General features: G+C 62.9%; 24 protein-coding genes. 8 read left to right on the top strand and 16 right to left on the bottom strand.

Annotation, left to right across the window (positions count from 1 at the left end):
• Nucleotides 1–45: 45 nt before the first annotated feature.
• Together secB and DAEP_RS0115025 are read right to left on the bottom strand one after the other, a co-directional pair.
• On the bottom strand, nt 46–534 hold the full coding sequence (gene secB / locus DAEP_RS0115030) for a protein-export chaperone SecB (RefSeq protein ID WP_008555959.1): 489 nt from the start codon (nt 532–534) through the stop codon (nt 46–48).
• Between the two features lie 56 nt (nt 535–590).
• Nucleotides 591–1,091, bottom strand: coding sequence for an FxsA family protein (locus tag DAEP_RS0115025; RefSeq protein ID WP_008554665.1), 501 nt, complete (start codon nt 1,089–1,091; stop codon nt 591–593).
• A gap of 116 nt (nt 1,092–1,207) precedes the next feature.
• Between DAEP_RS0115025 and DAEP_RS0115020 the strand changes: the two genes are divergently transcribed.
• Genes DAEP_RS0115020 through DAEP_RS0115010 form a run of 3 tightly spaced genes read left to right on the top strand, consistent with a single transcriptional unit; the run spans nt 1,208 to nt 3,501 of the window.
• Nucleotides 1,208–1,864 carry a Tim44/TimA family putative adaptor protein gene (locus DAEP_RS0115020; protein ID WP_027245211.1) on the top strand — a complete coding sequence of 219 codons (657 nt, stop codon included), beginning with the start codon at nt 1,208–1,210 and terminating at the stop codon, nt 1,862–1,864.
• The gene (gene mltA, locus DAEP_RS0115015; protein WP_027245210.1) at nt 1,861–2,913 is read left to right on the top strand and encodes a murein transglycosylase A; all 1,053 of its coding nucleotides are present in this window, start codon (nt 1,861–1,863) and stop codon (nt 2,911–2,913) included. The genes DAEP_RS0115020 and mltA overlap by 4 nt, the downstream gene beginning before the upstream one ends.
• On the top strand, nt 2,914–3,501 hold the full coding sequence (locus DAEP_RS0115010; RefSeq protein ID WP_027245209.1) for a Smr/MutS family protein: 588 nt from the start codon (nt 2,914–2,916) through the stop codon (nt 3,499–3,501).
• Nucleotides 3,502–3,512: 11 nt separating this feature from the next.
• Here the strand turns inward: DAEP_RS0115010 and DAEP_RS0115005 are convergent, their stop codons facing one another.
• The 3 genes from DAEP_RS0115005 to hslV all read right to left on the bottom strand — a co-directional run bounded on the left by DAEP_RS0115005 (nt 3,513) and on the right by hslV (nt 6,641).
• Nucleotides 3,513–4,634: an alpha/beta hydrolase gene (locus DAEP_RS0115005; RefSeq protein ID WP_008557278.1), complete on the bottom strand. Its 1,122-nt coding sequence runs from the start codon at nt 4,632–4,634 to the stop codon at nt 3,513–3,515.
• 79 nt (nt 4,635–4,713) lie between these two features.
• Nucleotides 4,714–6,021 (bottom strand): ATP-dependent protease ATPase subunit HslU, encoded by a 1,308-nt coding sequence (hslU, locus tag DAEP_RS0115000; protein ID WP_027245208.1) that lies wholly within the window; start codon nt 6,019–6,021, stop codon nt 4,714–4,716.
• A gap of 62 nt (nt 6,022–6,083) precedes the next feature.
• Nucleotides 6,084–6,641 carry an ATP-dependent protease subunit HslV gene (gene hslV / locus DAEP_RS0114995; protein ID WP_008554606.1) on the bottom strand — a complete coding sequence of 186 codons (558 nt, stop codon included), beginning with the start codon at nt 6,639–6,641 and terminating at the stop codon, nt 6,084–6,086.
• Between the two features lie 221 nt (nt 6,642–6,862).
• On the opposite strand from hslV, the gene DAEP_RS0114990 reads away from it, so the two are divergent.
• Complete coding sequence (locus DAEP_RS0114990) at nt 6,863–7,054, top strand: DUF1127 domain-containing protein (protein ID WP_008555919.1); 192 nt, start codon at nt 6,863–6,865, stop codon at nt 7,052–7,054.
• 52 nt (nt 7,055–7,106) lie between these two features.
• Here the strand turns inward: DAEP_RS0114990 and DAEP_RS0114985 are convergent, their stop codons facing one another.
• From DAEP_RS0114985 to regB, 10 genes are all read right to left on the bottom strand, one after another.
• Nucleotides 7,107–7,478 (bottom strand): Lin0512 family protein, encoded by a 372-nt coding sequence (locus DAEP_RS0114985; RefSeq protein ID WP_027245207.1) that lies wholly within the window; start codon nt 7,476–7,478, stop codon nt 7,107–7,109.
• Nucleotides 7,475–7,822 (bottom strand): Lin0512 family protein, encoded by a 348-nt coding sequence (locus tag DAEP_RS0114980; protein WP_027245206.1) that lies wholly within the window; start codon nt 7,820–7,822, stop codon nt 7,475–7,477. The genes DAEP_RS0114985 and DAEP_RS0114980 overlap by 4 nt, the downstream gene beginning before the upstream one ends.
• A gap of 155 nt (nt 7,823–7,977) precedes the next feature.
• Entirely contained in the window at nt 7,978–8,298 is a 321-nt protein-coding gene (gene trxA, locus DAEP_RS0114975) for a thioredoxin (protein WP_008557909.1), read from the bottom strand.
• A gap of 62 nt (nt 8,299–8,360) precedes the next feature.
• Nucleotides 8,361–11,714 carry a double-strand break repair helicase AddA gene (addA, locus tag DAEP_RS0114970; RefSeq protein WP_027245205.1) on the bottom strand — a complete coding sequence of 1,118 codons (3,354 nt, stop codon included), beginning with the start codon at nt 11,712–11,714 and terminating at the stop codon, nt 8,361–8,363.
• A complete protein-coding gene (gene addB / locus DAEP_RS0114965; protein WP_027245204.1) occupies nt 11,711–14,644 on the bottom strand; it encodes a double-strand break repair protein AddB in 2,934 nt (977 codons plus the stop codon). Before addB ends, addA begins: the two co-directional genes overlap by 4 nt.
• Nucleotides 14,634–15,326 (bottom strand): nucleotidyltransferase family protein, encoded by a 693-nt coding sequence (locus DAEP_RS0114960; protein ID WP_027245203.1) that lies wholly within the window; start codon nt 15,324–15,326, stop codon nt 14,634–14,636. The genes addB and DAEP_RS0114960 overlap by 11 nt, the downstream gene beginning before the upstream one ends.
• Complete coding sequence (locus DAEP_RS0114955) at nt 15,326–16,324, bottom strand: aminoglycoside phosphotransferase family protein (protein ID WP_027245202.1); 999 nt, start codon at nt 16,322–16,324, stop codon at nt 15,326–15,328. The genes DAEP_RS0114960 and DAEP_RS0114955 overlap by 1 nt, the downstream gene beginning before the upstream one ends.
• Nucleotides 16,321–16,797 (bottom strand): tRNA (adenosine(37)-N6)-threonylcarbamoyltransferase complex ATPase subunit type 1 TsaE, encoded by a 477-nt coding sequence (gene tsaE, locus DAEP_RS0114950; protein WP_027245201.1) that lies wholly within the window; start codon nt 16,795–16,797, stop codon nt 16,321–16,323. The genes DAEP_RS0114955 and tsaE overlap by 4 nt, the downstream gene beginning before the upstream one ends.
• 49 nt (nt 16,798–16,846) lie before the next feature.
• Entirely contained in the window at nt 16,847–18,394 is a 1,548-nt protein-coding gene (locus DAEP_RS0114945) for a PAS-domain containing protein (RefSeq protein ID WP_008556732.1), read from the bottom strand.
• An 89-nt stretch (nt 18,395–18,483) separates the two neighbouring features.
• The gene (gene regB, locus DAEP_RS0114940) at nt 18,484–19,878 is read right to left on the bottom strand and encodes a sensor histidine kinase RegB (protein WP_027245200.1); all 1,395 of its coding nucleotides are present in this window, start codon (nt 19,876–19,878) and stop codon (nt 18,484–18,486) included.
• Between the two features lie 116 nt (nt 19,879–19,994).
• Here regB and DAEP_RS0114935 point away from each other — a divergent pair, with 116 nt between their 5' ends.
• Together DAEP_RS0114935 and DAEP_RS0114930 are read left to right on the top strand one after the other, a co-directional pair.
• Nucleotides 19,995–20,615 (top strand): SCO family protein, encoded by a 621-nt coding sequence (locus DAEP_RS0114935; protein ID WP_027245199.1) that lies wholly within the window; start codon nt 19,995–19,997, stop codon nt 20,613–20,615.
• A gap of 78 nt (nt 20,616–20,693) precedes the next feature.
• Nucleotides 20,694–21,248, top strand: a complete 555-nt coding sequence (locus DAEP_RS0114930) for an ActR/PrrA/RegA family redox response regulator transcription factor (RefSeq protein ID WP_008553721.1) — start codon at nt 20,694–20,696, stop codon at nt 21,246–21,248.
• 3 nt (nt 21,249–21,251) lie between these two features.
• On the opposite strand, the gene DAEP_RS0114925 is transcribed toward DAEP_RS0114930, so the two are convergent.
• Nucleotides 21,252–21,848, bottom strand: a complete 597-nt coding sequence (locus DAEP_RS0114925; RefSeq protein WP_027245198.1) for an HD domain-containing protein — start codon at nt 21,846–21,848, stop codon at nt 21,252–21,254.
• 236 nt (nt 21,849–22,084) lie between these two features.
• Between DAEP_RS0114925 and DAEP_RS0114920 the strand changes: the two genes are divergently transcribed.
• A complete protein-coding gene (locus DAEP_RS0114920; RefSeq protein WP_027245197.1) occupies nt 22,085–22,399 on the top strand; it encodes a hypothetical protein in 315 nt (104 codons plus the stop codon).
• Nucleotides 22,400–22,551: 152 nt separating this feature from the next.
• Nucleotides 22,552–23,940 carry an adenosylhomocysteinase gene (gene ahcY / locus DAEP_RS0114915; RefSeq protein ID WP_008556482.1) on the top strand — a complete coding sequence of 463 codons (1,389 nt, stop codon included), beginning with the start codon at nt 22,552–22,554 and terminating at the stop codon, nt 23,938–23,940.
• Nucleotides 23,941–24,121: the final 181 nt, after the last annotated feature.

Here is a 24,121-nt window from a genome sequence, read left to right as displayed (position 1 = left end):
CGCCGCTGAAACCAAGCGGCGTTTTCCGTTTCAAAGGTTTGAACCTTACTGCGGCATCGCAGAGGCCGCGGCCTCCTGCTGGCGGCGGGCAAGCTCGTTGCGGTAGATCGCCACAAAGTCGATATTGTCCAGGTTCAGCGGCGGGAAGCCGCCATCGCGGGTCACGTCCGACACGATACGGCGCAGAAACGGGAAGGTCATGCGCGGGCATTCGATCAGCAGGAACGGGTGCAGCTGGTCTTCCGGCACACCCACAATGTTGAACACGCCGACATATTCCAGCTCCAGCACGAAAAGGACGTTGCCGCTGTCCTTGTTCTTGGACTCGACGGTCAGTTTGGTGACAACCTCATACTGGTTCTCGGCCGAACGTTTTTTCGCATCCAGGTTCACCTGCACGCTGACGTCGGGCTGAACCTCGCCGCCGGTGCCTTTCTGCGCCATCACGTTTTCGAACGACATGTCGCGGATGAACTGGCCCAGAATGTTCATCTGGACTTGCGGCTGCTGCTGGGCTTCGCCGTTTTCGGCCATGTAGATACTCCTGAAAATATGCTTTGGACCGTGCTTACCAGCTTGGTCCGGGTTCCTCAACGGGGACCGTCAACCCAGCCGGAGGGCCCGCCGCGCCGGTCTGCCGGCGTCACATCTTCGTAATCGCCATCGATGACGTCTTTGGGCCGGCCGGCCGTTCCGGGATAGTGGCGGCCTTGCATGCTGCCGGGGCCCATCTGGAACTGCGTGACTGTGACACGGGCGCGCAGGTAGCGGTAAACCGCCAGCCGCACTGGCGGCATCAGCAGCGCAAAACCGACGGCGTCGGTAAAGAAACCCGGAGTGAGAAGCAGCGCGCCGGCCACCAGGATCATGGCACCATGGGCCAAAGGCTCGGCCGGATCGGACAATTGCTGGAACGAGGATCTCAGCTGTCCCATGGCCATACGCCCTTGGGTTTTCACCAGCCAAGTGCCCAGAACTGCGGTCAGAACAACAATGGCCAGGGTCGGCCACATGCCGATGGCGCCGCCAACTTGAATAAACAAAGCGATTTCAATGATGGGAACCATCAGAAAGGCCAGGAAAAGATACATAGGGGGTTTCCTTGCGATCATACACCCGGGCGGTAGACTTGCCCCCGCCCGTCACCTACATAAGACGTGACCGCTTTGGTTTCAAACAAAGCACGAACGCCTAGCATGAGGTATCCATGGAGTCGCCTGTGATTCAGCTTTTGGTTCTGGCCGGTATTGCTGTGTTTCTGATCCTGCGCCTGAGAAGCGTTCTGGGAACACGCGAAGGCTTTGAAAAGCCGCCGCTGCCGCAATCCGAAGCTCGGGGCCGCCGCCCGGATCTTGAGGTGATCGAAGGCGGACCGGACCGCGATATCACGGATTACGTTGCGGAAGGCAGCAAGCAGGCCCAGGCACTGGCAGCAATGAAACGGGCTGAGCCTTCCTTCCAGGTGCAGGAATTCGTGCAGGGTGCGCGAGGCGCCTATGAGATGATCCTCATGGGGTTCGAACACGGCAACCTGGACGATATTCAGCCCTTCCTGGCGGAAGATGTCTTTGACAGCTTCGTGGATGCCGTCGCGCAGCGCGAGGACAAGGGCTACAAGATCGAGGCCGACTTCATCGGCGTGCGGGAAACCACTCTGCAGGACGCGCAGTTCGATCCGCAGACCGGTCGCGCCGAAATCACCATGCGCTTTGTCGGCGAGTTGACCTCAGTGGTGCGCGACCGCGGCGGCGACATTGTCGAGGGCGACCCCAAGGCGATCAAACGCCAAAAGGACACTTGGATCTTTGCCCGCAACATGGGCAGCGACGATCCCAACTGGCAGCTGGTTGCGACGGACGCATGATTGTGGCGCTTCGGGGGGCACTTGGGGCGGCTGCAATTGCAGGCGCCGCGATGACCGCCTCCGGGGCGCACTCCGAGACCGTGTCCAGCATTCTGGACTTTGAACAGCTTGATGGCTGGGCAGAAGATGACCATGCCCAGGCTCTACAGGTATTCTTGGGGACTTGCAGGGATCTGAAGGACCCCGACTGGGCCGCCCTGTGCAAGGCCGCCCACTCGCAGCCGCCGGGAGGGGCGCGGGCGTTTTTTGAGCTGTTCTTCCGACCAGTGCTGATCGAGGACGGCAACCCGGCTCTCTTCACCGGCTATTTCGAGCCAGAACTGAATGGCTCCCGCTACCCCACCAGCCGCTTCCGCTATCCGGTCTACAAGATGCCGCCAGAGGCGCGCGGCGCTGATCTGTGGCTGCCGCGCCGTGAAATCCTGACCGGCGACGTGATGCAGGGCCGCGGGCTGGAAATCGCCTGGGTGGATGACCCGGTAGAGTTGTTTTTTCTGCAGATCCAGGGTTCGGGCCGGATACGCCTGCCCGACGGCTCGACCATCCGTGTCGGTTATGGCGGCGCCAACGGCCATCCCTATAAATCCATCGGCAAGGAGCTGGTGCGACGCGGCGTCTACAACGCCCACCAGGTCAGCGCCCAGGTCATCAAGTCCTGGGTCCGGCGCAATCCCGCGGAGGGCAAGGAGCTTCTGTTTCACAACCCGTCTTACGTGTTCTTCCGTGAGGTGCGCAAAGTGGCGGCCTCCAAGGGGCCGCTTGGCGCCATGAACCGCTCGGTCACGCCGATGCGCACGATTGCCGCCGATCCCGCCTATACCCCGCTTGGTGCGCCGGTCTGGGTGGAAAAGGACGGCCATATGCCGCTGCGCCGGCTGATGGTGGCGCAGGACACCGGATCCGCCATCAAGGGGGCTCAGCGCGCCGACATCTTTGTCGGTACCGGTGATCAGGCCGGCGAGACCGCCGGCACGATGAAAGACCCTGGCAGGATGGTGGTACTGCTGCCGATCCAGCGGGCCTACGCGATGCTGCCGGAAGATATTTGAATGACACGGCGGAAATTGACAGGCGATGAGATCGACCTTTGGCAGAAGGTCGTGAAGCACACGGAGCGTTTGCATCCGGGCGCCCACTCGTCGCCCCCTGCCCCGCCGATGCCCAAACCCAAACCGGTAAAGCAACCCGAACCGCGCCTGGACCCGTTCGAGGTGGGCAGCCGGGCCAAACCCAAGCCAGTGAAACACGACCTGAGGCCGTCGCTTGCCCGCAGCCTCGCCAGTGACCCGCTGCAGATGGATGAAAAAGCCTTTCGCCGCATGAAGCGCGGTAAGCTGAGGCCGGAGGGAAAGCTGGACCTGCACGGGATGCGCATCGACACCGCGCACCCTGCCCTCACCAGGTTCATCCTGTCGGCGCAGGCCTCCGGCAAGCGGCTGGTGCTGGTGGTGACAGGCAAGGGCAAGGACCGCGACGAGCCGGGCCCGATGCCGGTGCCGCGCGGCGTGCTGCGCCACAAGGTGCCGCAATGGCTGGCGCTGCCGCCATTGGCGCAGGCGGTGCTGCAGATCACCACGGCGCATGTCAGTCATGGCGGCGCGGGGGCCTACTACGTGTATCTGCGGCGCAACCGCTGAGGGCTGGGCGATTATTTGTTGTCCGCAGGCCGGCCGGTCAGCGCGACCTTGACGGCATTGTCGCGAATGACAATCTGGCCCGGCAGTATGTTCTGAAGCCGGTTCCGTGTCCGGTCGCGTTCAAACGTGTCCGCGGTTTGCCGGGCGCCGTTCAGCAGCGCCACCAGCGCCGGCGAGGAAGCCGCCACGAAATGCTGTGATTGCGCCTCGCCGGCAAAGGCGGTGGTGTCGATGATTTCCACCGGCAGGCTGCTCAGCTCTTCGATATTGTCCAGATTGCCGAGCCGCTCTTGCCCGTCCAGCCCGCGCAGGCGCTGGGACAGTGTCAGGACGCTGTCCTTGCGCGAGACAAAGATCAGGAACGGCTGCGGCACCTTGCGGAACCGCCGCATCTGGCTCTTGAACACATCAATGTCCAGATCCGGCGACATCAGCACCACGCCGCCCAGGTTCCGGGCGGTCCACCCGGGGGTCTGGATTTCTATCTGGCGCAGGGTCTCCATCGTCAGCAGCCCGCCCATGGAATGCGCGACAACCACCACCCTGCCCGCACCGGCGACGCGCAGCTTGCGCAGCAGCTGCTCCAGCCCGTCGCGGGCGAACAGAACGCTGTCGCCGTCATAGGCATAGCCAAGCGGCTGTCCCTTGCTGGGCCAGGAATAGATGACCGTGGCGCCGGGAACGTTGATATCATGGGTCAGCTGGGCGGCCCGGAACGCAGTTTCGGCCTGGGTCGAATTGAAGCCATGCACGAACACCGTGATGTCGCGTTCCTTTGGCGGAAACTTGGCCAGTTCCTGCTGCAGCCGTGCCCCAAAGGCGGCGTCGCTTTCGAATTTCTTTCGCCCTGCCATGGTGAATTCCGTGACCGGATCCGGGTTCCTGTAGCCGAATTTCAAGGAGCCCGGCGTGTGTTCCGGCGGAATTGAAACGGTCAGTTCAAGCAGGCTGTACCCCTCTGCCCGCTCCGCGCCGAAGCTGCCATCGGGCAGCTGGTCGCGGTTGGTGGCGGCAAATACGGTCTTTGGGGTGCCCACGTTCAGGGCTGCGGGAAAGGTGGGGGAAACGGTCCTGTCAGTGCAAGCTGTCAGAAACACCAGCATCACACCGCAAATCAGGCGCAGCCTTTGCATATCATCCCACCTCAATGAACTGGCGGCAGGCTACTGCACCTGCCGCCAATGTCCAGCGGCCGCAACCCGTGCGGGCAGGTTACAGCACGTAACGGCTGAGATCGGATGAGCGGCCAAGCTCACCCAGGTTCTTCGTCACAAAGGCCGCGTCGACGGTTACCGACTCGCCCGAGCGGTCCGGCGCGGTGAAGGACAGTTCCTCGAACACCCGCTCCATCACCGTGTAAAGCCGCCGGGCGCCGATGTTTTCGACGCTCCGGTTCACCTCGGCTGCGATCTTGGCCAGGGCAGCGATCCCGTCTTCGGTGAAGGCGACCTCAACTTCTTCGGTACCCATCAGCGCTGTGTACTGGCGGGTCAGCGCATTGTCGGTTTCGGTCAGGATTCGCACGAAGTCTTCTTCCGTCAGCGCGCGCAGATTAACCCGGATCGGCAGTCGGCCTTGCAGTTCGGGCAACAGGTCCGACGGCTTGGCAATGTGGAAGGCGCCGGAGGCGATGAACAGGATGTGGTCGGTTTTGACCGGCCCGTGCTTGGTGCTGACGGTGGTGCCTTCAATCAGCGGCAGCAGGTCGCGCTGCACGCCTTCGCGGCTGACATCGCCGCCCCGGGTTTCCTGGCGCGCGCAGACCTTGTCGATCTCATCCAGGAAGACGATACCGTTCTGTTCCACCGACTCCAGCGCGCTGCGTGTGACGGTCTCGTCATCCAGCAGCTTGTCGGCCTCCTCGCCGATCAGCACCTCATAGCTTTCGGCGACGGTCAACTTCTTGCGGGTGGTGCGGCCGCCCATCGCCTTGCCGAACAGGTCGCCGAGGTTCAGCATCCCCATATTTCCGCCGGGCTGGCCGGGGATTTCGAACATGCCCATCGGGTTGGAGGTGTCGGCCACATCCAGCTCAATCACGGTATCGTCCAACTCTCCGGCCTTGAGCTTTTTACGGAACATCTCGCGGGTGGCCTCGCGGGCATCACTGCCGGCAATGGCCTCCACCACCCGGTCCTCGGCCGCCTTGCGTGCGTTTGCCTTCACGTCTTCGCGCATGTACTCGCGGGTCTGGGCGATGGCGCTGTCAACCAGGTCACGGATGATCTGCTCCACGTCCCGGCCGACATAACCGACTTCGGTGAACTTTGTGGCTTCCACCTTGATGAAGGGCGCGCGTGCCAGCTTGGCCAGGCGGCGGGAGATCTCGGTCTTGCCTACCCCGGTGGGGCCGATCATCAGAATGTTCTTGGGATAGACCTCGTCGCGCAGATCGTCGGCAAGCTGCTTGCGCCGCCAGCGGCTGCGCAGCGCCACGGCCACGGCGCGCTTGGCTTCCTTTTGGCCGATGATGAAGCGGTCCAGTTCCGAGACGATTTCGCGGGGGGTGAGATCGGTCATGTCAGTCCTTTCCGGGCAAAACTCTTGAGAAAAAGCTTTGCTAAGAATTTCGAGGAAATTTCTTAGCCGCCGATGGTTTCGACGGTCAGGTTTCCATTGGTGTAGACACAGATATCGGCGGCGATGGCCATGGCGTCCCGTGCTACCGTTTCGGCGGACCTGTCGCTGTCCATCAGGCCGCGGGCGGCCGCCAGTGCGTAATTTCCGCCGGAGCCGATTGCCGCCACATCATGTTCCGGCTCCAGCACGTCGCCGGCGCCGGTGATCACGAACATGTCCTTGCCGTCGGTGACAATCAGCATTGCCTCCAGCTTTTGCAGGTATTTGTCGGTGCGCCAGTCCTTGGCCAGCTCGACGCTGGCACGGGCCAGCTGGCCCGGGGTCGCTTCCAGCTTGGCTTCCAGCCGCTCCAGCAGAGTGAACGCGTCAGCGGTCGAGCCGGCAAAACCCGCCACCACATCAAACCCGCCGGGCGACAGGCGGCGCACCTTGCGGGCCGTGCCCTTGATCACCGTTTGCCCCAGCGAAACCTGGCCGTCACCGGCGATGACGACCTGGCCATTCTTTTTCACACCGATGATCGTGGTGCCGTGCCAGCCAGGAAATTTATCGTCTGCCATGTAAGTCTCCGTTTGGTTGCCCCCTATATGGAACCATCCCCCCGCTGGCACAAGAGAGCGGCTAGGATCCGCGCCGTTCCCAGGCTTTCACTGCTGTTTGCTGCTATGCAGCAATTGCAGATCGGGGCTGTTTAACCGGCAATTGTGGAACCCGGAACCGCATCCTAAATGAAGCTCGCAACCGGCACAGCGTCGGCTGTTTCTCAGAAGGATATGCGCAAATGACGACCGCAAACATTCATGCGCCGCTCGGAGCAGTCACCGTTCTCCGCGTGGTCGACGCAGTGGCCAATGTGAAAACCGCCATCGTGGAATGGTATGTTGCCCGCGAAACCCGCAAGGTTCTGGCGCAGCTGACCGATGCCCAGCTGCGAGACATCGGCCTCGACCGTTCCGACATTGCCAAGTTCTGATCCCCGATGACCAGAAACCCTGAATGAGCCGCCCTCCCACGGGCGGCTTTGTTCATTCCGGGGTGCTGGTTTTGTATTTACCGGCCTGATCCGGCAGCCAGGCTTCGACCGCTGCGGTGGCCACCACATGGCGGCTGCCTTCCACGGCATCCTCCACATCCAGTCCGCCCTTGACCGCCCGCACCCTGGCCTGTCCGCGCGGCAGGTCCCGTGCCACCAGTTCGCAATCCACCGCGTCGGGCTGCTGCACGCCGATGGTTACCTCCACCCGCATTTCACTGTGGTCCATTCCCAGCTTGGCAAACAGCGTTATGGAGGAGTGATGCAGCGCGTCCTGCACCGCACGGCGGGCGGCTTTGGTATAGTCCTGGCCGTACAGATCGTTGCCGGTGCCCATTTCAAGAATGATGCGCTTTTCGCTCATTCCGCGGCCTCCATGTCAAAGGATACAACCACCGCTGCATTGGCGATCACCGTGCGTCCGCCCTGCGGCTTGGCTATGTCGAGCCCGCCTTTCACCACCGTGATGCTAGGCCGACCGTAGGGGAAGATCTCCAAGAGCGCGTCCTTGTCCACCGCTTCCGGTTCCTGAACACCGATCTCGGCATCAATGATCATGTCTTCTTTTGAGAAATCAAACAGTTCCGCCATGTTGACGGAGTTGTGCCACAGCGCGTCCCTGATCGCGCGGCGGGCGGCTTCGGTGTAATCTTCGCGCCTGAGAGATGTGCCCATGCCGAATTCCACCAGGACCCGTGTCTTGGCCATGCTGCCTCCTGTAGCTGCTACCTGCGGGACCCTTGCTGGGCAGCCGGGGCAAGGAAAGTGCCAGTTGGGCGATTGCCGCAGCACCAGATCTTGCCCAACAAAAAAGAGCTGTCCCCGCCGGGACAGCTCTCTGAAATGCAGCAGCTGGTTCAGGCTCAGATCGATTCTTCGATCCAGCTCTGCAGCGCGGCCTTGGGGGCGGCGCCTGCGCGGTTCGAGATCACCTGGCCGTCCTTGAAGATGAACAGCGCCGGGATACCGCGCACGCCCATGGCAGCGGCGGCGTTCGGGTTGCTGTCAACGTCGACCTTGGCAATTTTCACCTTGCCGTCAAATTCCACGGCCAGCTCTTCCAGAGCCGGGCCGATCTGCTTACAGGGACCGCACCACTCAGCCCAGAAATCCACCACAACGGGGATGTCGGAGTTCTTGACTTCGGCGTCAAAAGTGGCGTCGGTGACGGCAACGGTGGACATATGAATGTCTCCATGAGTGTGTGGCAACTGGAGTCGGAACCTAGGTACGGCTTAACCGATCGTCAAGGTTCCAACTGCCGCCTCAATGCCGCAGTCACAAGGTCGTGCGGCAGCGGCATCAGGTTTGCGGTACGGGTCCAGAGCAGTGCGGTTCCGATGGTTCGGCCCGGGTAGATCAAAGCCAGCGCATGGGCATAGGCCCCCATCTGCCGCAGCAGGCCCTCGGGGCATTGCTCAGGCGCCGCCGGCACGGTGGCGTTGGATTTGAAATCCACCGCCAGAACCGTTTCCGGAGTGATGATCAGCCGGTCGATAATGCCATGCAGGCGGGCGCCGTTCAGGTCGGCGGTGACAGGAACCTCGGCCAGCGTATCCGGGTGAAACACATCCGCCAGGGCGTCATTGCGCAGGACTGCGGAGGCCTCGGCCAGCAGTTCTGCACAGTCGCCGGCCCCTTGCAGCAGGTTTTGCGCCAGCTGCGGCCAGTCCGCGTCAGCCCGTCCCGGCAGGTGCTCCAGCAGCAGGTGCAGCCGGCTGCCGCGAGCCTTTGCTGCCTCCTCATCGAGCCCCTGATCGCCCGGCAGCGCTTTGGCTCCGCCAAGGTCGGACGGGCTGAGCGCTGGCGCCGGGGCTGCATAGGCTCTGGCGGGGCGTGTGAAGACTTCCGGCAACTCGTGCTTCGCAGCTTCAATCGCTTCGGGCAAGACCAGCGGCAGGCCGTCCCAATCGCCATGCTGCAGGCGCAGGCCGGTGCCGCCTTCTGTGTCGAGTTCCGCCGCACCGCCGTCGCGCATCGCACGCTCCGTCAGCCGGTACCAGCTGTCGCCCTGCTCGCCTACCTCGCCGGCAGCAGCGACGATCAGCCACTTTTCTGCCCGCGTTAGAGCTACATAGAGCAGACGCAGCCGTTCGTTCCGCAGCTTTTCCTGCGCAGCTTCACGGGCCGCCAGCATAGCAGACGGCATCTGGTCCTTTGGCAGTTTCCAGACCGGAGTACCATCAGCCAGCATGATCTCTGCATCCCGCGGCGGCTGCCGCTTGGCAGTGTCAGGCAGGATCACGATCGGCGCTTCCAGGCCCTTGGAGCCATGCACGGACATCACCCGGATCATATTACCGGCCGCACCCATCTGGCGTTTGATTTCCAGATCGTCGGTCTGCATCCAGACCAGAAAGCCGGTGAGGCTGGGGACATCGGTGCGCTCATAGGCCAGCGCCTGCGACAGCAGCGCGTTGATGCCGTCCTCAGCCTCTGGTCCCAGGCGGCCCAGCAGTTTTTTCCGGCCGCCATGACGGGTCAGAATGCGTTCGATCAGGTCATAGGGGCGCAGGAAATCGGCGTTGGCGCGCAGGTCGTTCAGTACGGCCATGGTTTCGGGAAATTCTGCTGCCCGGCCGCGCAATGCAGGCCACAGGTACATCGCCTCCCGCCGGTGCGCGAGGTCAAACAGCGCCTGCTCCGTCCAGCCAAAGAGAGGTGATTTCAGGGCTTCAGCCAGCGACAGAGAATCTTCGGGCAAGGCAAGGAACCGCAGCAGCGCCGCGATATCCTTGACGGCCAATTCTGCGCCCACCTTCAGCCGGTCGGCGCCGGCGATGGGCAGCTCGGCCTTCTTGCAGGCACGGATGATCTCCGAAAACAGATCGGACCGGCGCTGCACAAGGATCAGGAAGTCGCCGGCCTGCACCGGGCGGCGCTGAAAAGTGCCGCGCTCCGGGCCGTCCTCGGGGATTGTGGTGCCGGTGTCGATCATCTGCTTGATCGAGCGGGCGATGCGTTCCGCCAGGATCACCGCGTGGTGGCGGCTGCTAGGGCGGTCCACTGGGCTGGTCCAGTCGGGGTCCTCGTCATCCTCGACCTTTCCAACCACCGGCCACAGATCCACCCGGCCCGGCAGGTCGGATTTAAACGCTTGGTGCAGCGCGTCCTTGCGGAAGCCTGCGCGGGGACTGTCGCGAAACACCAGATCCACGAGCTTCAGGATCGCGGCGGAGGAGCGGAAGGAGAAATCGAGCGACGCATCCTGCAGCCCTGCCCCGGTTTCCGCCAGCCGGTTGCCGAATTCCTGCTGCATCCGGTCGAACGCATCCGGGTCGGCACCCTGGAAGGAATAGATCGACTGCTTCTTATCGCCGACGACAAAGATGGTGCGCTCCACGTCCGAGCGCGCGCCCTCGCCCGCTGTGAATTCCTGCGCCAGCTTCTCGATCACGTCCCATTGCACAGGGCTGGTATCCTGCGCCTCGTCCACCAGGATGTGGTCGATGCCGCCATCCAGGCGGTAGAGCACCCAAGCGGCAACGCCCGGATCGTTCAGCAGCTGGCGCGCCTTCAGGATCAGGTCGTCAAAGTCGAGCCAGCCGCGCAGCTGCTTGCGGCGCTCGTATTCCGGCAGGAAGGCGGCGGCAAAACGGTGCAGGTCGTGGCTCTTGCGCGCTGCCGTCAGCGCCAGGCGTTTCGCCCGCGCATCCTCGACCCGCCGCATCAGAGGTTCCAGCTGGTCCATCAGGGACAGGTGGGCTTCGCGCAGTTTCTTGGTCGGAAACTTGTCAATTTTGGCGGTGAAAGGCTCCTTGGCGCTGGCGCCAGTCAGAAACACGCTTTCCAATGTGTTCAGGTCGGCAAGCGCGGGCTTGGTGATGCCAGCCAGCTGTGCCGCGGCCTTCTGGTCGGTCGAACCGCCCTGCTTCAGCATTTCGCGGGCGCGCTGCAGCAGCTCTTCCTCACCGCCCAGAAAAACCCGCGCTTCCAGTGCGGTCTCGTCAAAACCTTCCGGGAGCCCGAACAGCTCCAGAAGCCCGGCCCAGTCGAGAGGGTCACCGAAATCAGCACGGCGCTGGCAGATGGCAGCAGTGAGCATCTCAAAATCACTGTCGCTGACATGCCGTGCCAAGGCATCGACCTGAGATGCGTGCGGGCCTTGGGCAAAATCCTCCATGATCTCCGCCCGCAGCAGCTGGCCTGCGCGGTCGTCCATTTCGGAAAACTGCGGGCTAACGCCGGCCTCCAGCGGGAACCGGCGCAGCAGCGAGGAACAGAAAGAGTGGATAGTCTGAATCTTCAATCCGCCCGGTGTCTCGATCGCGCGGGCGAACAGGGTGCGCGCCTGTGCCAAATCTTCAACTGCTGTGCTCACTTCGCCCAGTTCGGTCAGCGCGTCGGTCAGCGCCGCATCCCCAAGCATTGCCCATTCGCCGAGCCGCTTGAACAACCGGTTTTGCATCTCGCTGGCGGCGGCTTTGGTGTAGGTGAGACACAGAACGTGCTGCGGCTGCACGCCCTTCAGCAACAGCCGCGCCACCCGGTCGGTCAGCACTTTTGTCTTGCCGGAGCCTGCATTGGCAGCCAGCCAGGTGGAAGCATCAGGGCGCGCAGCCCGGAACTGCGCCTCAGAGGCGGCATCGCGGATGGTCATGCCAGATCCTCCGTTTGCGGCGTGGCGCTACGGTCCCATTCGCCGTAGCGCGCCAGGTGGTCGTAATCGCCGGCGATGTCGTCCCGGTGCACCATGCGCCGGCTCGAATAGCCTTGGTTCGGCTCAAAATAGGCCGCGATGAGCGTGCGCAGCTCATCCCAGACCTTTGCGGGCGGCTCCGCCTGCAGCGGCGCCGCGACTTCGCTCAGTTTGCTGCCCAACCCTATGAACAAGGCGCGCGCGACCTCCGCAGGGCCGAGGTCGTCAAAGGCGCCTTCTTCGGCCATGGCCGCCTCGATCAGCAGCTGTTTTTCGAATTTCTTCTGCTGAGCCTCGCTGGGCGGCGTGCCAGTCTTGTAGTCATAAAGGTGTAGAAATCCGCGGTCGTCCATGTCGATCCGGTCGGCGCGGCAGGCGATGGTGAAATCGAGCGGATCCAGCCGGGCGCTGCCCTTCGCCTCAAATGCGACCGGTGTGGCGCGCGCCTGGCGCTCTTGTTCGGCCAGGACAAAATCGCTGGCAATCTTGCGGATGCGGCTGTGCCACAGGATGCGGGCGACGGGCCAAGGCACGTGTGTCTCCAGCAGCTCCCGGGTCTTGCCGATCAGATGACCGGCAGTCAGCAGCGAGGGGTCCGCCTGTGCGTCCTTGATGAAATGCTCAAACACCTCATGCACCACGATGCCGCGCAGCAGGGCGTCGGGTTCCTGCACCAGCGGGTTCAGCGGTTTCAGGCGCAGCACATGTTTGGCGTAGATGGCGTAAGGGTCGCGGATCAGCCGCGGGATTTCGGTGATCGTCAGCCGTCGCGGGCGGGCCGCCACTGGCGGGCACGGAGACGGGCGGGGGTATTGCGCAATCGGCGTGGGTTCTTCCAGCGCCTCCGCCCAGCCGAGCCAGCGGCGGCCCCTGGCGCGCATGGTGTCCAGCGCCGCGCGGCCGCCTTGTTCCGGAAGGCCCGACAGCAGGTTTGTCAGCCGGTTCAGCCAGCGCGAGGGCACGGTATCGGCTTCCTCTGACCGCTCAGCACGGGTCAGCCAGACCTCGGGCGCGGCGATGGCCTGCTGGAAGTCATGCGCCGACAGGCCGATGCGACGTTCGGGCAGCAGAAGGCCGGCTTGGTGGCGCAGCTGCCGGTTCAGCCAGGGGTCGGGGCTGGCGGCCTCGGGCCAGCTGCCTTCGTTCAGGCCGCCGAGGATCACCAGATCGGCGCCCTGCACACGCGCTTCCAGCGTGCCCCAGATCATGATCGAGCCATAAGGCGCATCGCGGTCGCGCACCTCGCCCTGGCTCAGCAGTGCGCCCAGCAGGTCGGCGAAGTCGCGGGCGGTCATGCCGCCGCCATACGGCGCCTCTGTCTCCAGATTTTCGATGCAGGCGAGGGCGGCCTGGCCGGCCTTCTTGTCCCACAGGGTTCCTGATCCATCGGCTTGGCTGCCAGCGGCGATGCGTTCGGCCAGATCGCGCAGGCGGTTCACCCAATCGGTCAGGGGAAGCATTTCTGCAATCTCCTGATCCGCGAAACAGGCTGACAGCCAACCGGTCCATCCCGGCGTCAGCTCACGGCCCTTTTCAAAGGCGGCAAAGGCTGTGGCATCCGGGAAAGGCGGGCCGTTGCGGCGCAGGGACAGTTCCAGCTCGCGGGTCTGGCGCAGATGGTTGCCGCGGTCCGCGCCGTCATGGGTGAGCGGGTGTTTCAGCAAAGTCAGCAGGCTGTCGCAGGCCAGCGGTTTGCAGAACAGCCCCGCCACATGGCGCAAGAACCGGCCCGGGGGTGACAGCTGCAAGGGCTGGCCGGCGGAGTCATCGGGCAGAATATCCCAGCGGTCCAGAGCCGCGGAGACCTGGCGGGTCAGCATCCGGTCCGGTGTGATCAGCGCCGCGGTCTGCCCGTCTTCAGCCGCCTGGCGCAGGCGCAGTGCAATGGCGAGAGCCTCGGCACGGGGGCTGGGCGCCTCGATCAGGGTGAGGTTTTCGGTGGCCTTGCTCAACCCGGTCAGCAGGGGGCCTTCGCTCATCCAGGCATCGGTGACCGGGGCAGGGCGCAAGGCCAGCGACACCAGCCGGTTGCGTTCGGGCGAGGCCGGCGGTGTGTCTGTCCAGGGCTGCACCTCGCCGAGTGTCAGCTCCAGATCCTTCATCAGTTTATGGAACCGGTACTGCGGGTGGTCTTCTGAGATCATCGGATCATCCAGCCCGGCCCAGACATGATCCGGCTGGTCAAAGTCGAAGCCCGGCAGCACCACGGCCCCTTGCGGCAGCCGCGCGATAGCCTGCATCAGCATCAGAGTCGTGCCGCGCGACCCGGTGGAGCCGGCCAGGATCACCGGATGCTGCGGGGGCTTGTCCTGCCACTGTTCAATCAGGTTCAGAACCACCTGCCGCTGCCGGGCCTGTGCGTCCATCGCGCCCTCATGCAGGCCGGTGAATTCGTCGGCGATGCCGATAAAGGCCTGCGCGCGGGCCCAATGGCCCGACATGTCGGAGACATCCAGCGCGCGGATCGTATCGGTGCTGACGCCTTCGCCCTGCATCTCGTCAATCAGCGCAGCCAGGCTGTCGGAGAGGTCGTAAAGCGAGGCGCGGGAGGCGAGATCAGGCTGGGCGTCCAGAAGTTTCGCAATCAGCTGCGACAGCTCCAGCCGGCGCCGCAGCGGGGGCAGGGCGGGCGGCAGGCCGTCCAGCGTGGCGCGCTGGGCCAAGTCTGTCAGCAGCATCATCCGCGGCAGCAGCATGGCCGGGCCGGTATCAAACAGGTTCCGCACCCGGCGCGCCATGCGGGAGGTGTTGATGATCAATTCGGCCCGCGCCAGCGCCTCCGGCGGCAGGCCCTGGCTGCGGCTGCGCAAGCCCTCAACCAGCGCACGCGGGAAATCGGCGCCGCAGGGCACGGCAAACAGGCGCGGTTTGACGGATGGTTCAAAAATCATCTGCGGCAATCAGGTCCTCGGCCAGTGTGATCCCTTCGGGATGGCCGACATCGCACCAGCGGCCGGGATATTCCAGTGCAAACAGCCGACCCGCCGCGGCCATCTGATTCCAGAGTATGTTGAGCGAGAAAACCTTGTCCTCAACCTGGTGCAGCCCTTCCGTTTTCAGGATCTGCACTCCGCCATAAACCAGATCGCCGCCGCGGCTGATGCGCCCCTCGGCATCCGTCGAGAAATCGCCTCCGCCGGTGCGCCCGGCGGCCTTGCCCAGCGGTACGCAGACCAAGAGCGCATCCATGCGCTCCGGGTTCCAGGACTCCTGTGCCAGATGCAGCGGGTTCGGGCCTTTCCAGATGGCGTCGGTGTTCATCGTGAAAACAGGGCCGTCACCTAGCAGCGGCAGCGCCTGGCGCAACCCGCCGCCGGTGTCGAGAATATCCGGCTCTTCAAGGCTAAGAAGCACGTTTTCAGGCTCTAAATAGGCCTTTAAAGGCTCTGGCTTGTAATGCAGATTGGCGGCGATCCGCGCTGGATTGATGGCTTGCACCAGCTCCAGCGCATGGGCGATCAGCGGCCGGCCCGCCACCTCGATCATCGGCTTGGGCTTGTCGCGGGTCAGCTCCCGCATCCGGGTGCCAAAGCCCGCGGCAAACAGCATTACTGCATCTGGCGAGCGCTGCATCAGGGCCTCAGCCTGGCGAGGTTTTCCGGTGCGGGCGCCGGCAGGTTCTCGCGCAGCAACTCTCCGACCCGGGCCAAAGCAGGATGCTCCAGCCCGTGGATGAAATGGTTCCAGACCCGCGGAATCAGGTCCACGTAGTGCGGTTTGCCGTAGTCCGTGCCAAGCCGGGCAAAGACACCGAGAATACGCATATTCCGCTGCACGCCGAGCACGGTATAGGCCGTGCGGAAGCCGGTTTCATCCGCGCCGGAGGCTGCGATATAGCGGTCGATCATCTGCATTTCGATACCGGCGGGAACGTCCCGGCGCGCATCCTGTAGCAGCGACACCAGATCATAGGCCGGATGGCCGGCGCGGGCGTCCTGAAAATCGAGAAGGCCGACGCGGGCAACCCCCTCGCGGTCCGGCAGCCACAGGAGGTTTTCGGCGTGATAATCGCGTTGTACCAGAACGGGATCGCCTTTGACGGTCCCGCGCAGGATGTCTTCGAACAGGTCCTCGAAGCGGGCCTGCAGGTCCTCATCCTGGCTGCCGAGGATACCGGCGCGGTATTTCGACAGCGCGAGACCGGACATTTCCGCCATCATCCGCGGGCCATACGGCTCCAGATCCGGCATCGGCGCCTGATGCAACGCTACCAGCGCATCCGTCGCCGCTTCATACAGGTCCTTTTCCAGCGCGGGTTCGCGTTGGATAACCCGGGCATAGAGATCGTCGCCCAGATCCTCCAGCAGCAGGAAGCCGTGTTCGATGTCCTGCGCCAGGATCTCCGGGGCACTGAGGCCTTGGCCGCGCAAATATTCGGTGACGCGGATGAACGGCCGGACATCCTCGCCTTTTTCCGGAGGGGCGTCCATCAGCACCACTGTTTTGCCATCCGAACTTGTCAGCCGCTCATAGCGGCGGTTGGAGGCGTCGCCGGCGAGCGGGCCGCGCTGCCAGCCGGCATACGGTGTTGCGGACAGGAAAGAGTCGCAAAGTTGATTGCGGTCGGTCATGCGCTGATGCGCTCCATCAGGGGCTGCCATTTTTCATCGCTCCAGCGGAGCGTCAGATGGCGGCGGTCTTCGTGTTCGGGGTCCAGTGCCAGCGTCAGATGCAGGGCATGGGCAGGCGTCAGCTCAGCCAGCCGGTCGGGCCATTCTACCAGGCAAATCGCGGAGTCAAACGCCTCGGTCAGGCCCAGCTCCTCCAGTTCGTCCAGAGAGGACAACCGGTAGAGATCGGTGTGCCACAGCTCGCCAGCGGTCAAGTCATAGGTCTGTACCAAAGTGAAGGTCGGGGAGGGCACGTCTTCGGGCACCTCCATCAGCGATTGGATCAAGTGGCGGGCGAAATGGGTTTTGCCGGCGCCGATCACCCCCTCCAGCAGCAGGCAATCGCCGGGGCGCAGGGCCCCGGCGATTTGTGCGGCCAAGCGGGCCGTATCTTCCGGTGAGTTCAGCGTGCAGGCCGCGGTATGCGTGGTCATGGCGGTACAATGCCGCCGCCGCCGGCCTGCTGCAAGCCGGTTTCCCGGTTCAACCCTGGGTGATGGCGGGGAAACGCTCCTGGCTTGCCGGCAGGGCGGCGGTTTCCGGCGGGCGGAAGCTAACCATGGTGGCCCCGTTCTGGATCGCAGATACCTTGCAGATCAGTGGCGTGCCATCGCGCAGCTGGACGCGTGACCACCAGGCCTCACGCCCCTTGTAACCGGCGACAAAGTCGCGGATCTCACCCCAGACGGGGGTCGGGGCGGCGGTGTTCTGCCAGACCCGGCTGGCATCCATGATCGATACTTTGGCAAAGCTCGCCTCAGGGTCCATCTGCCAAAGGCTGCCATAGGCGGTGTTGCAGAAAGTCATGGTTCCGTCGCTGGCAAAGACTCCGATGGCCTCGTCCATCTGGTCCAGGATCGACTGCCCCATCTCCAGTTCCGAGCGGAACTGGCGGGTGAGGGTCACTTCGGCCGTGATGTCCTCGAACAGGAAGGCGATGGCACCATCCGGATGCGGGCGGCCAGACACCTTGTAGACGGAGCCCGACGGCAGCGACCAGGTTTCCTGGTACCGGCCTTCGGCTGCGGCTTCCAGCAGGTCTGCCATCTGGTGGCGCCAGCTGGAATAGCTTTTCGGTTCCGGCATCATCCGCTGATCGCGCAGGCGGTCGAAGAAGGTCAGCAGGTTGGGCCGGGAGCTGAGGAAATTGGCGGGCAGGGCGGTCAGGTCGATCAGCACCGGGTTGAACAGAACCAGCTGCCGGTTGCGGTCAAAGATCGCGAGGCCAATCGATAGCTGGGCAAAGGTCTTGGCCAGCGTCTGGACAAAGTTTCGCTGGGCCACCTCGGCATCGACCACAGCGTTCACGTCGACTGCATGGCACAGCCAGCCGGCCTCGGTTTCGGTGGTCGAGACGTTATACCACAGCTTTTTCTTGCTTTCCGGCAGCGGGATGAAGATCCGCTCAGGCTTGCCGCTGGTCATCGGGTCGTGCAGATCGGTGAACAAGGGGTCGGCAAAATCCGCGTTCCGGCCGCGGATTTTCTGGCTGAGGTTGTCATACGCAAGGTTGGACCAGGTGACGTTGCCCTCTTCCGATTGCAGCCAGACCGGGTAGGGCGCCTGATGCACTGCGGCACGCAGGGTTGTCAGTTCCTGATCAAGGGATTTGTTCTGCTCCTCCAAGGCGCTGCGGCGCAGCTGCACCCGCGTCACCCCGTCAATCCATTCGCAATGCGCCTCGCGGCTTTCGGCCGCGGCCGTGCCGGACAGAACAAGCGGGCCGACGTCCTTGAGGAAACCCGGCGATTGCGGCAGGCCCGGATAGCTGCGGGCGAGCTGATCGCGCAGCATGCTCCAGTCAAAGTTTTCGGCCTGATCGCCAATGAACTTGCGCGCGCCCGAGGACCAGCCGATCAGGCTGTTGTCGTCAAACAGGAACACGGCATCGGTACGGCCATCGGCGGCCAGCAGGTCGTGCGCCATGCCCCGGCGGCGGGGCGTTGGCGACAGCCACCAAACCGCGGCGGCAGCCGTTGCAGCGCACAGCGCCGCCAGTACAAACCATTCGATCGAAGCGAAGTCCTGCATCTCGTCCTGCCCAGTTCAGCTCTCGTTTACCCGCATGGTTCCCCAATAATGGTTAAATGAAGTTTAATTGGTTGCCCAAAAGTGAATAGTTAAATTTCTAAAGGTATATTTTTCCCAATGACAGGGCCGCCGTCCTCCATTGCGTCGATTTTTTTGCGCGGCCAGGCCACCTCGACAATGGCGCCGCGGCGTTCGCGGAAGGGGCTTAGGGTCTGAAACGGGTCAGTGCCATTCGCAAACCTCAGCTGGGCCCCGGTTCGCTGAAGCAGGGTTTTGGCGATGAACAGACCCAGCCCCATGCCTTCGTATTCCGGTCTCTGCTTCAATTCGCTTTCCCCGCGGCGGCGGCGCACGAAGGGGTCGCCGATCCGGCCCAGCAGCTGCGGCGGAAAGCCCTGGCCGTCATCGCAAATGCGCAGGACGATCCGGTCGTCGTTCCAGGCAGCGTCAATCCAGACGGTGGAACGGGCAAAATCGACCGCGTTTTGCACCAGATTGCGCAGCCCGTGAATGATCTCGGGCTTTCGCAGCACGGTTGGCTGCTGGAAGTCGCCGCCTTCCAGCGGCTCCTCATGGTAAATGACCGTCTTACCCCGGTTCATATGCGGCTCTGCGGCCTCGGTCACCAGGGTGGAAAACGGCGCCTGGCGCAAATGCAGGTCGTCCTTGCCGGCCCTGCCCATGCTGCGCAGGATATCGCGGCAGCGGTCCGCCTGCTCCCGGATCAGGGCGGCGTCCTCGCGCAGGTCGGGGCGGTCGTCCAGCTCCTCGATCAACTCGGCGCTGGCGAGCTTGATGGTGGCCAGGGGGGTGCCCAGCTCATGCGCCGCGGCCGCCACAACACCGCCCAGGTCGGTTAGTTTCTGCTCGCGCGACAGCGCCAGCTGGGTGGCGCTCAGCGCATCCGACATAGAGCGCATCTCGTTACTGACACGGAAGGAGTAGGCGCCGATGAACAGGATGGCGATCACGATGGCGATCCAGTTGCCGAAAATAAACACATCAGGGATACGCAGGATAAAACCCTGCTCGGTCCGCAGCGGCAGGTGAAATTCGGCCATCAGCGTGACCAGGATAATGGCCGTGGCACCGATGATCAGGGTGGAGCGCAGACCCATCACCGCAGCGGAAATGGTGACGGGTCCCAGCACCAGCAGCGCAAAGGGGTTGTTCAGTCCGCCGGTCAGATACAGCAGGAAGGCCAGCTGCAGCAGGTCGAACAGGACCATCAGGAAATTCTCGAACTCTGTCAGGCGTTTGTTTTCCGGGAAAGCAAAGATCGCGATCAGATTGCCCGCCGCCGAGATGCCGATGGCCAGATAGCACAATGCCAGTTCCAGCTGCAGGTTGAAGCGGTGCTGTGCCACCGCAATGGCGGTGATCTGTCCGGCAATCGCCACCCAGCGCAGCAGAATCAAGGTGCGCAGCCGGATCCAGTGGCTGTGTTCATGGCCGCTTGTCAGCCTGAAAATGCGATCGCTCATTAGGTCCGCTGCTCCCGCAGATGTGACGCCGTGCGCCAGTTGCATCGGCTGTGTTTCTTGATAGGTCTGGCGCCGCAAACGTTCAATAATCCTTCCTTGCCGAAAAGTGCGATCTCATGACCCGCGTGTATGCTCTTCTTGCCGTTGCTTTCGTTGCTGCCCTTGTGGGCGGCGCCTGGTTCCTGACGCGCGGAGGCAGCGGGGGTGACAAATTCGCACAGTGCCGCAGCAGCCAGATCGCCGGGGGGGCGGATACCATCGGCGGGGCGTTCGAGCTGATCAACTCACGGGGTGAAACAGTGACTGACAAGGACGTGATCACCGAACCGTCGATCGTCTATTTCGGATATACCTTCTGCCCGGACGTCTGCCCTATGGACGCAGCCCGCAACGCGGATGCCGTCGACCTGCTGGCAGAGCGCGGCATCAGCGTGACGCCGGTGTTCATTTCGATCGACCCGGACCGCGATACACCTGAAGCGGTTGGCGATTTCGCCGCAAACCTGCATGAGAAAATGATCGGGCTGACCGGCTCGCTCGAGCAGGTCAGGGCGGCCAGCAAGGCCTATAAGACCTATTTCAAGAAGAATGAGGGCGACGAGGATTATTACCTGGTCGACCACTCCACCTTCTCTTATCTGGTGCTGCCTGAGGAAGGTTTCGTCGAGTTTTTCCCCCGCGACGAAACGGCAGAGCAGATGGCCGGCAAGGCCGCCTGTTTCATAGAAAAAATCTGAACCGCGATAGCTGTTTGACCTTTCCCCTCGCCCGGACATATTCTTGCGTGAACTGAAATACTTCGCGGAGGACCGGGCATGGCCGAAACTGCTCTGCAGGACATTGGACCCGATAAATCGCTGCTGCTGGTCGATGATGACGAGCCGTTCCTGCGGCGTCTGGCCAAGGCAATGGAGAAACGCGGCTTCGAGGTGGAAACCGCAGGCTCTGTTGCGGCTGGCAGCGCCATAGCAACCGCCCGCCCGCCGGCCTATGCGGTTGTCGACCTGCGGCTGGAAGACGGCAATGGCCTGGATGTGGTCGAAATCCTGCGCGAAAAACGCCCGGACAGCCGGGTGGTGGTTCTGACCGGATACGGCGCCATCGCGACGGCGGTGGCCGCGGTCAAGATCGGCGCAACCGATTACCTGTCCAAGCCGGCCGATGCCACCGACATCATGAACGCGCTCTTGGCCACAGAGGATGAGCTTCCGCCGCCGCCGGACAACCCCATGAGCGCCGACCGGGTGCGCTGGGAGCATATCCAACGGATCTATGAGCTGTGCGACCGCAACGTGTCAGAAACCGCCCGGCGGCTGAACATGCACCGGCGCACGCTGCAGCGGATCCTGGCCAAGCGCAGCCCGCGCTGAGCCTTACAGTTGTGCCATTAGTTCCGCATGGCGCCCCAGGAACGCCATGCGGGTTTCGACTGGAGGACGCAGCACGATTTCCAGCCCGTCCACGATCTCCGGTTTCGGAGTGCCGAAGAACCGGCTGGCTTCCTTTTCCTGAAATCCGGCAATTTGCACCGCCTCCATCCAGGCGCTGACCTTGTCCGCGCGCTTGATCTGCGCCTTGACCGTCTTGGGCAGTGCCGCAGGCAGCCCGAACCGCAGGTGAATGGCCGTGGTTAGCCTCTGGTCCAATTCGCCATAACCCGGTCCCACTGCTGCTTTGACCGGAGAGATCATGTCACCGATCACATATTCGGGGGCATCGTGCAGCAGCGCCGCCAGCCGCCATTTGACCGGTGCCTTGGGGTACATCCGGGAAAAGATGTCTTCGACCAGCAGCGAGTGCTCTGCGACCGAATAGGCAAAATCCCCCCGGGTCTGACCGTTCCACCGCGCCACAAAGGCCAGCCCGTGCGCGATGTCCTCGATCTCTATGTCCACCGGGGTCGGGTCCAGCAGATCCAGGCGGCGGCCGGAGAGCATGCGCTGCCAGGCGCGGGCGGGTTTGGCGGGCATGGGGTGTTTCCTGTCGCTGCGGTTCCTCTTTTGACTACCTCCTGAACAGGCTTCGGGCAATGCTGTGAGCCATGTCCTGTTCACGGTCGGGACACGGGTGAAAACTCAGTGTTTATAAGCTGTGAATTTGAAACCGCGGCATTCAGACCCAATATTATTAGAGTATAAGGGGCTCCGCCCCCTCGCGCGGCAAACCCCTTTTGTGACGTGACTCACAGAACGGAAAGGAGTTTGTCATGTTTAAACGTCTGCTTGGTGTTTCTTTGCTTTTCGGCATGGCCGCAACCGCTCCGCCTGTGCTGGCCGCCAGCTGCGGCGACCGTGAGGTGATGACCGAAAAGCTGGCAAGCGGGTATTCCGAGCGGCTGACCGCCGGCGGTTTGCAGAAAGGCCGGACCGAGGCCACTGTGATCGAGGTCTGGGCGTCGGATGAAACCGGGACATTCACCGTTCTGGTTTCCCATGCAAACGGGATTAGCTGCGTTGTCGCAACCGGATCCTCGTTCTTCCATATTGCGGAAAAAACGCCGGACCCGGGCACGCCAAGCTGAGACAGCCAGCGTGACAGGCTATCCCCCTACAGCCTGACCGGCCACAAAAAGCCAGAGCCTTCGGCTCCGGTTGCGGGTATCTTCGTTGAATATCAACACATGCAGTGTTAGGCCCTGCTGCAAGTGTACTCGTAACCGGAATGGAGCAGACTATGGCCGGGGATTATATCGTCAAAGACATCGCGCTGGCCGGCTTTGGCCGCAAGGAGCTGGATATCGCCGAAACCGAGATGCCGGGCCTGATGGCCCTGCGCGAGGAATACGGTGAAAGCAAACCGCTGAAAGGCGCGCGCATCGTCGGCTCGCTGCACATGACCATTCAGACCGCGGTTCTGATTGAAACCCTGGTGGCGCTGGGTGCGGACGTGCGCTGGGCGTCGTGCAACATCTTCTCGACCCAGGACCACGCTGCCGCGGCAATTGCCGAAGCCGGTATTCCGGTCTTTGCAATCAAGGGCCAGACCCTGGAAGAGCATTGGGATTACCTGGACAAGTCCTTCATGTTCCCTGAGGGTGCCAACCTGATCCTGGACGATGGCGGCGATGCCACCTTGTATGTGCTGCTGGGCGCGCGTGCCGAAGCCGGCGAGGAGATCATCCCGGTGCCGCAGTCCGAAGAGGAAGCGGTCATCAAGGCGCAGATCAAAAAGCGCATGGAAGCCTCCCCGGGCTGGTTCACCAAGACCCGCGACGCGATCCTGGGCGTGTCCGAGGAAACCACCACCGGCGTCCACCGCCTGTACGATCTGCAGAAGAACGGCCAGCTGCCGTTCCCGGCGATCAACGTGAACGACTCGGTCACCAAATCGAAGTTCGACAACAAATACGGCTGCAAGGAATCGCTGGTCGACGGCATCCGCCGCGCCACCGACACCATGATGGCAGGCAAGGTTGCCGTGGTTTGCGGCTATGGCGACGTGGGCAAGGGCTCCGCAGCCTCCCTGCGCGGTGCCGGCGCCCGTGTGAAAGTCACCGAAGCCGACCCGATCTGCGCCCTGCAGGCCGCAATGGACGGTTTTGAAGTGGTGCTGCTGGAAGATGTCGTGTCTTCCGCCGATATCTTCATCACCACCACCGGCAACAAGGATGTGATCCGCATCGAGCACATGCGCGAGATGAAGGATATGGCGATTGTCGGCAACATCGGCCACTTCGACAATGAAATCCAGGTCGCCAGCCTGCGCAACCACAAGTGGACCAACATCAAGGAGCAGGTGGACATGATCGAAATGCCCTCGGGCAACCGCATCATTCTGCTGTCCGAAGGCCGCCTGCTGAACCTGGGCAACGCAACCGGCCACCCGTCCTTTGTGATGTCGGCGTCTTTCACAAACCAGGTGCTGGCCCAGATCGAACTGTGGACCCGCGGCGACAACTACCAGAACCAGGTCTATATCCTGCCCAAGCATCTGGACGAGAAGGTCGCCCGCCTGCACCTGGGCCGCATCGGTGTCAAGCTGACCCAGCTGAGCGCCGAACAGGCCGCCTATATCGGCGTCAAGCCGGAAGGCCCGTTCAAGCCGGAGCACTACCGCTATTAAGCCCTGACTTAAAGGTGCGATGAAAAGCCCCGCCAAATGGTGGGGCTTTTTGCCGTTGGCGGGCGTGCCCGGACGGTTCTGAGTTTCAGTTCAGCTTAATATGGTCCGAAGATCAAAGGCTTGCACGCTCCGTTTGGCAGTTGTCATTTTCGTGATGGAACGGGTTTTGCGTTTGCTGCGT

The sequence above is a fragment of the Leisingera daeponensis DSM 23529 genome (assembly GCF_000473145.1).
Lineage (GTDB): Bacteria > Pseudomonadota > Alphaproteobacteria > Rhodobacterales > Rhodobacteraceae > Leisingera > Leisingera daeponensis.
The sequence above is the reverse complement of the archived record's forward strand: the minus strand, read 5'-3'. Positions and strand labels throughout refer to the sequence as shown.

Bases quoted from the DNA above. Each gene is read 5' to 3' on its own strand.
- secB (WP_008555959.1), bottom strand. From the start codon at position 534: ATGGCCGAAAACGGCGAAGCCCAGCAGCAGCCGCAAGTCCAGATGAAC.
- DAEP_RS0114920 (WP_027245197.1), top strand. From the start codon at position 22,085: ATGTTTAAACGTCTGCTTGGTGTTTCTTTGCTTTTCGGCATGGCCGCA.
- DAEP_RS0115020 (WP_027245211.1), top strand. From the start codon at position 1,208: ATGGAGTCGCCTGTGATTCAGCTTTTGGTTCTGGCCGGTATTGCTGTG.
- DAEP_RS0114930 (WP_008553721.1), top strand. From the start codon at position 20,694: ATGGCCGAAACTGCTCTGCAGGACATTGGACCCGATAAATCGCTGCTG.
- ahcY (WP_008556482.1), top strand. From the start codon at position 22,552: ATGGCCGGGGATTATATCGTCAAAGACATCGCGCTGGCCGGCTTTGGC.
- DAEP_RS0114985 (WP_027245207.1), bottom strand. From the start codon at position 7,478: ATGAGCGAAAAGCGCATCATTCTTGAAATGGGCACCGGCAACGATCTG.
- trxA (WP_008557909.1), bottom strand. From the start codon at position 8,298: ATGTCCACCGTTGCCGTCACCGACGCCACTTTTGACGCCGAAGTCAAG.
- DAEP_RS0114935 (WP_027245199.1), top strand. From the start codon at position 19,995: ATGACCCGCGTGTATGCTCTTCTTGCCGTTGCTTTCGTTGCTGCCCTT.
- DAEP_RS0114955 (WP_027245202.1), bottom strand. From the start codon at position 16,324: ATGACCGACCGCAATCAACTTTGCGACTCTTTCCTGTCCGCAACACCG.
- DAEP_RS0115005 (WP_008557278.1), bottom strand. From the start codon at position 4,634: ATGCAAAGGCTGCGCCTGATTTGCGGTGTGATGCTGGTGTTTCTGACA.
- addA (WP_027245205.1), bottom strand. From the start codon at position 11,714: ATGACCATCCGCGATGCCGCCTCTGAGGCGCAGTTCCGGGCTGCGCGC.
- tsaE (WP_027245201.1), bottom strand. From the start codon at position 16,797: ATGACCACGCATACCGCGGCCTGCACGCTGAACTCACCGGAAGATACG.
- DAEP_RS0114980 (WP_027245206.1), bottom strand. From the start codon at position 7,822: ATGGCCAAGACACGGGTCCTGGTGGAATTCGGCATGGGCACATCTCTC.
- DAEP_RS0114925 (WP_027245198.1), bottom strand. From the start codon at position 21,848: ATGCCCGCCAAACCCGCCCGCGCCTGGCAGCGCATGCTCTCCGGCCGC.
- addB (WP_027245204.1), bottom strand. From the start codon at position 14,644: ATGATTTTTGAACCATCCGTCAAACCGCGCCTGTTTGCCGTGCCCTGC.
- regB (WP_027245200.1), bottom strand. From the start codon at position 19,878: ATGAGCGATCGCATTTTCAGGCTGACAAGCGGCCATGAACACAGCCAC.
- DAEP_RS0115010 (WP_027245209.1), top strand. From the start codon at position 2,914: ATGACACGGCGGAAATTGACAGGCGATGAGATCGACCTTTGGCAGAAG.
- hslV (WP_008554606.1), bottom strand. From the start codon at position 6,641: ATGGCAGACGATAAATTTCCTGGCTGGCACGGCACCACGATCATCGGT.
- DAEP_RS0115025 (WP_008554665.1), bottom strand. From the start codon at position 1,091: ATGTATCTTTTCCTGGCCTTTCTGATGGTTCCCATCATTGAAATCGCT.
- DAEP_RS0114990 (WP_008555919.1), top strand. From the start codon at position 6,863: ATGACGACCGCAAACATTCATGCGCCGCTCGGAGCAGTCACCGTTCTC.
- DAEP_RS0114945 (WP_008556732.1), bottom strand. From the start codon at position 18,394: ATGCAGGACTTCGCTTCGATCGAATGGTTTGTACTGGCGGCGCTGTGC.
- mltA (WP_027245210.1), top strand. From the start codon at position 1,861: ATGATTGTGGCGCTTCGGGGGGCACTTGGGGCGGCTGCAATTGCAGGC.
- DAEP_RS0114960 (WP_027245203.1), bottom strand. From the start codon at position 15,326: ATGCAGCGCTCGCCAGATGCAGTAATGCTGTTTGCCGCGGGCTTTGGC.
- hslU (WP_027245208.1), bottom strand. From the start codon at position 6,021: ATGACCGATCTCACCCCCCGCGAAATCGTCTCGGAACTGGACCGCTTC.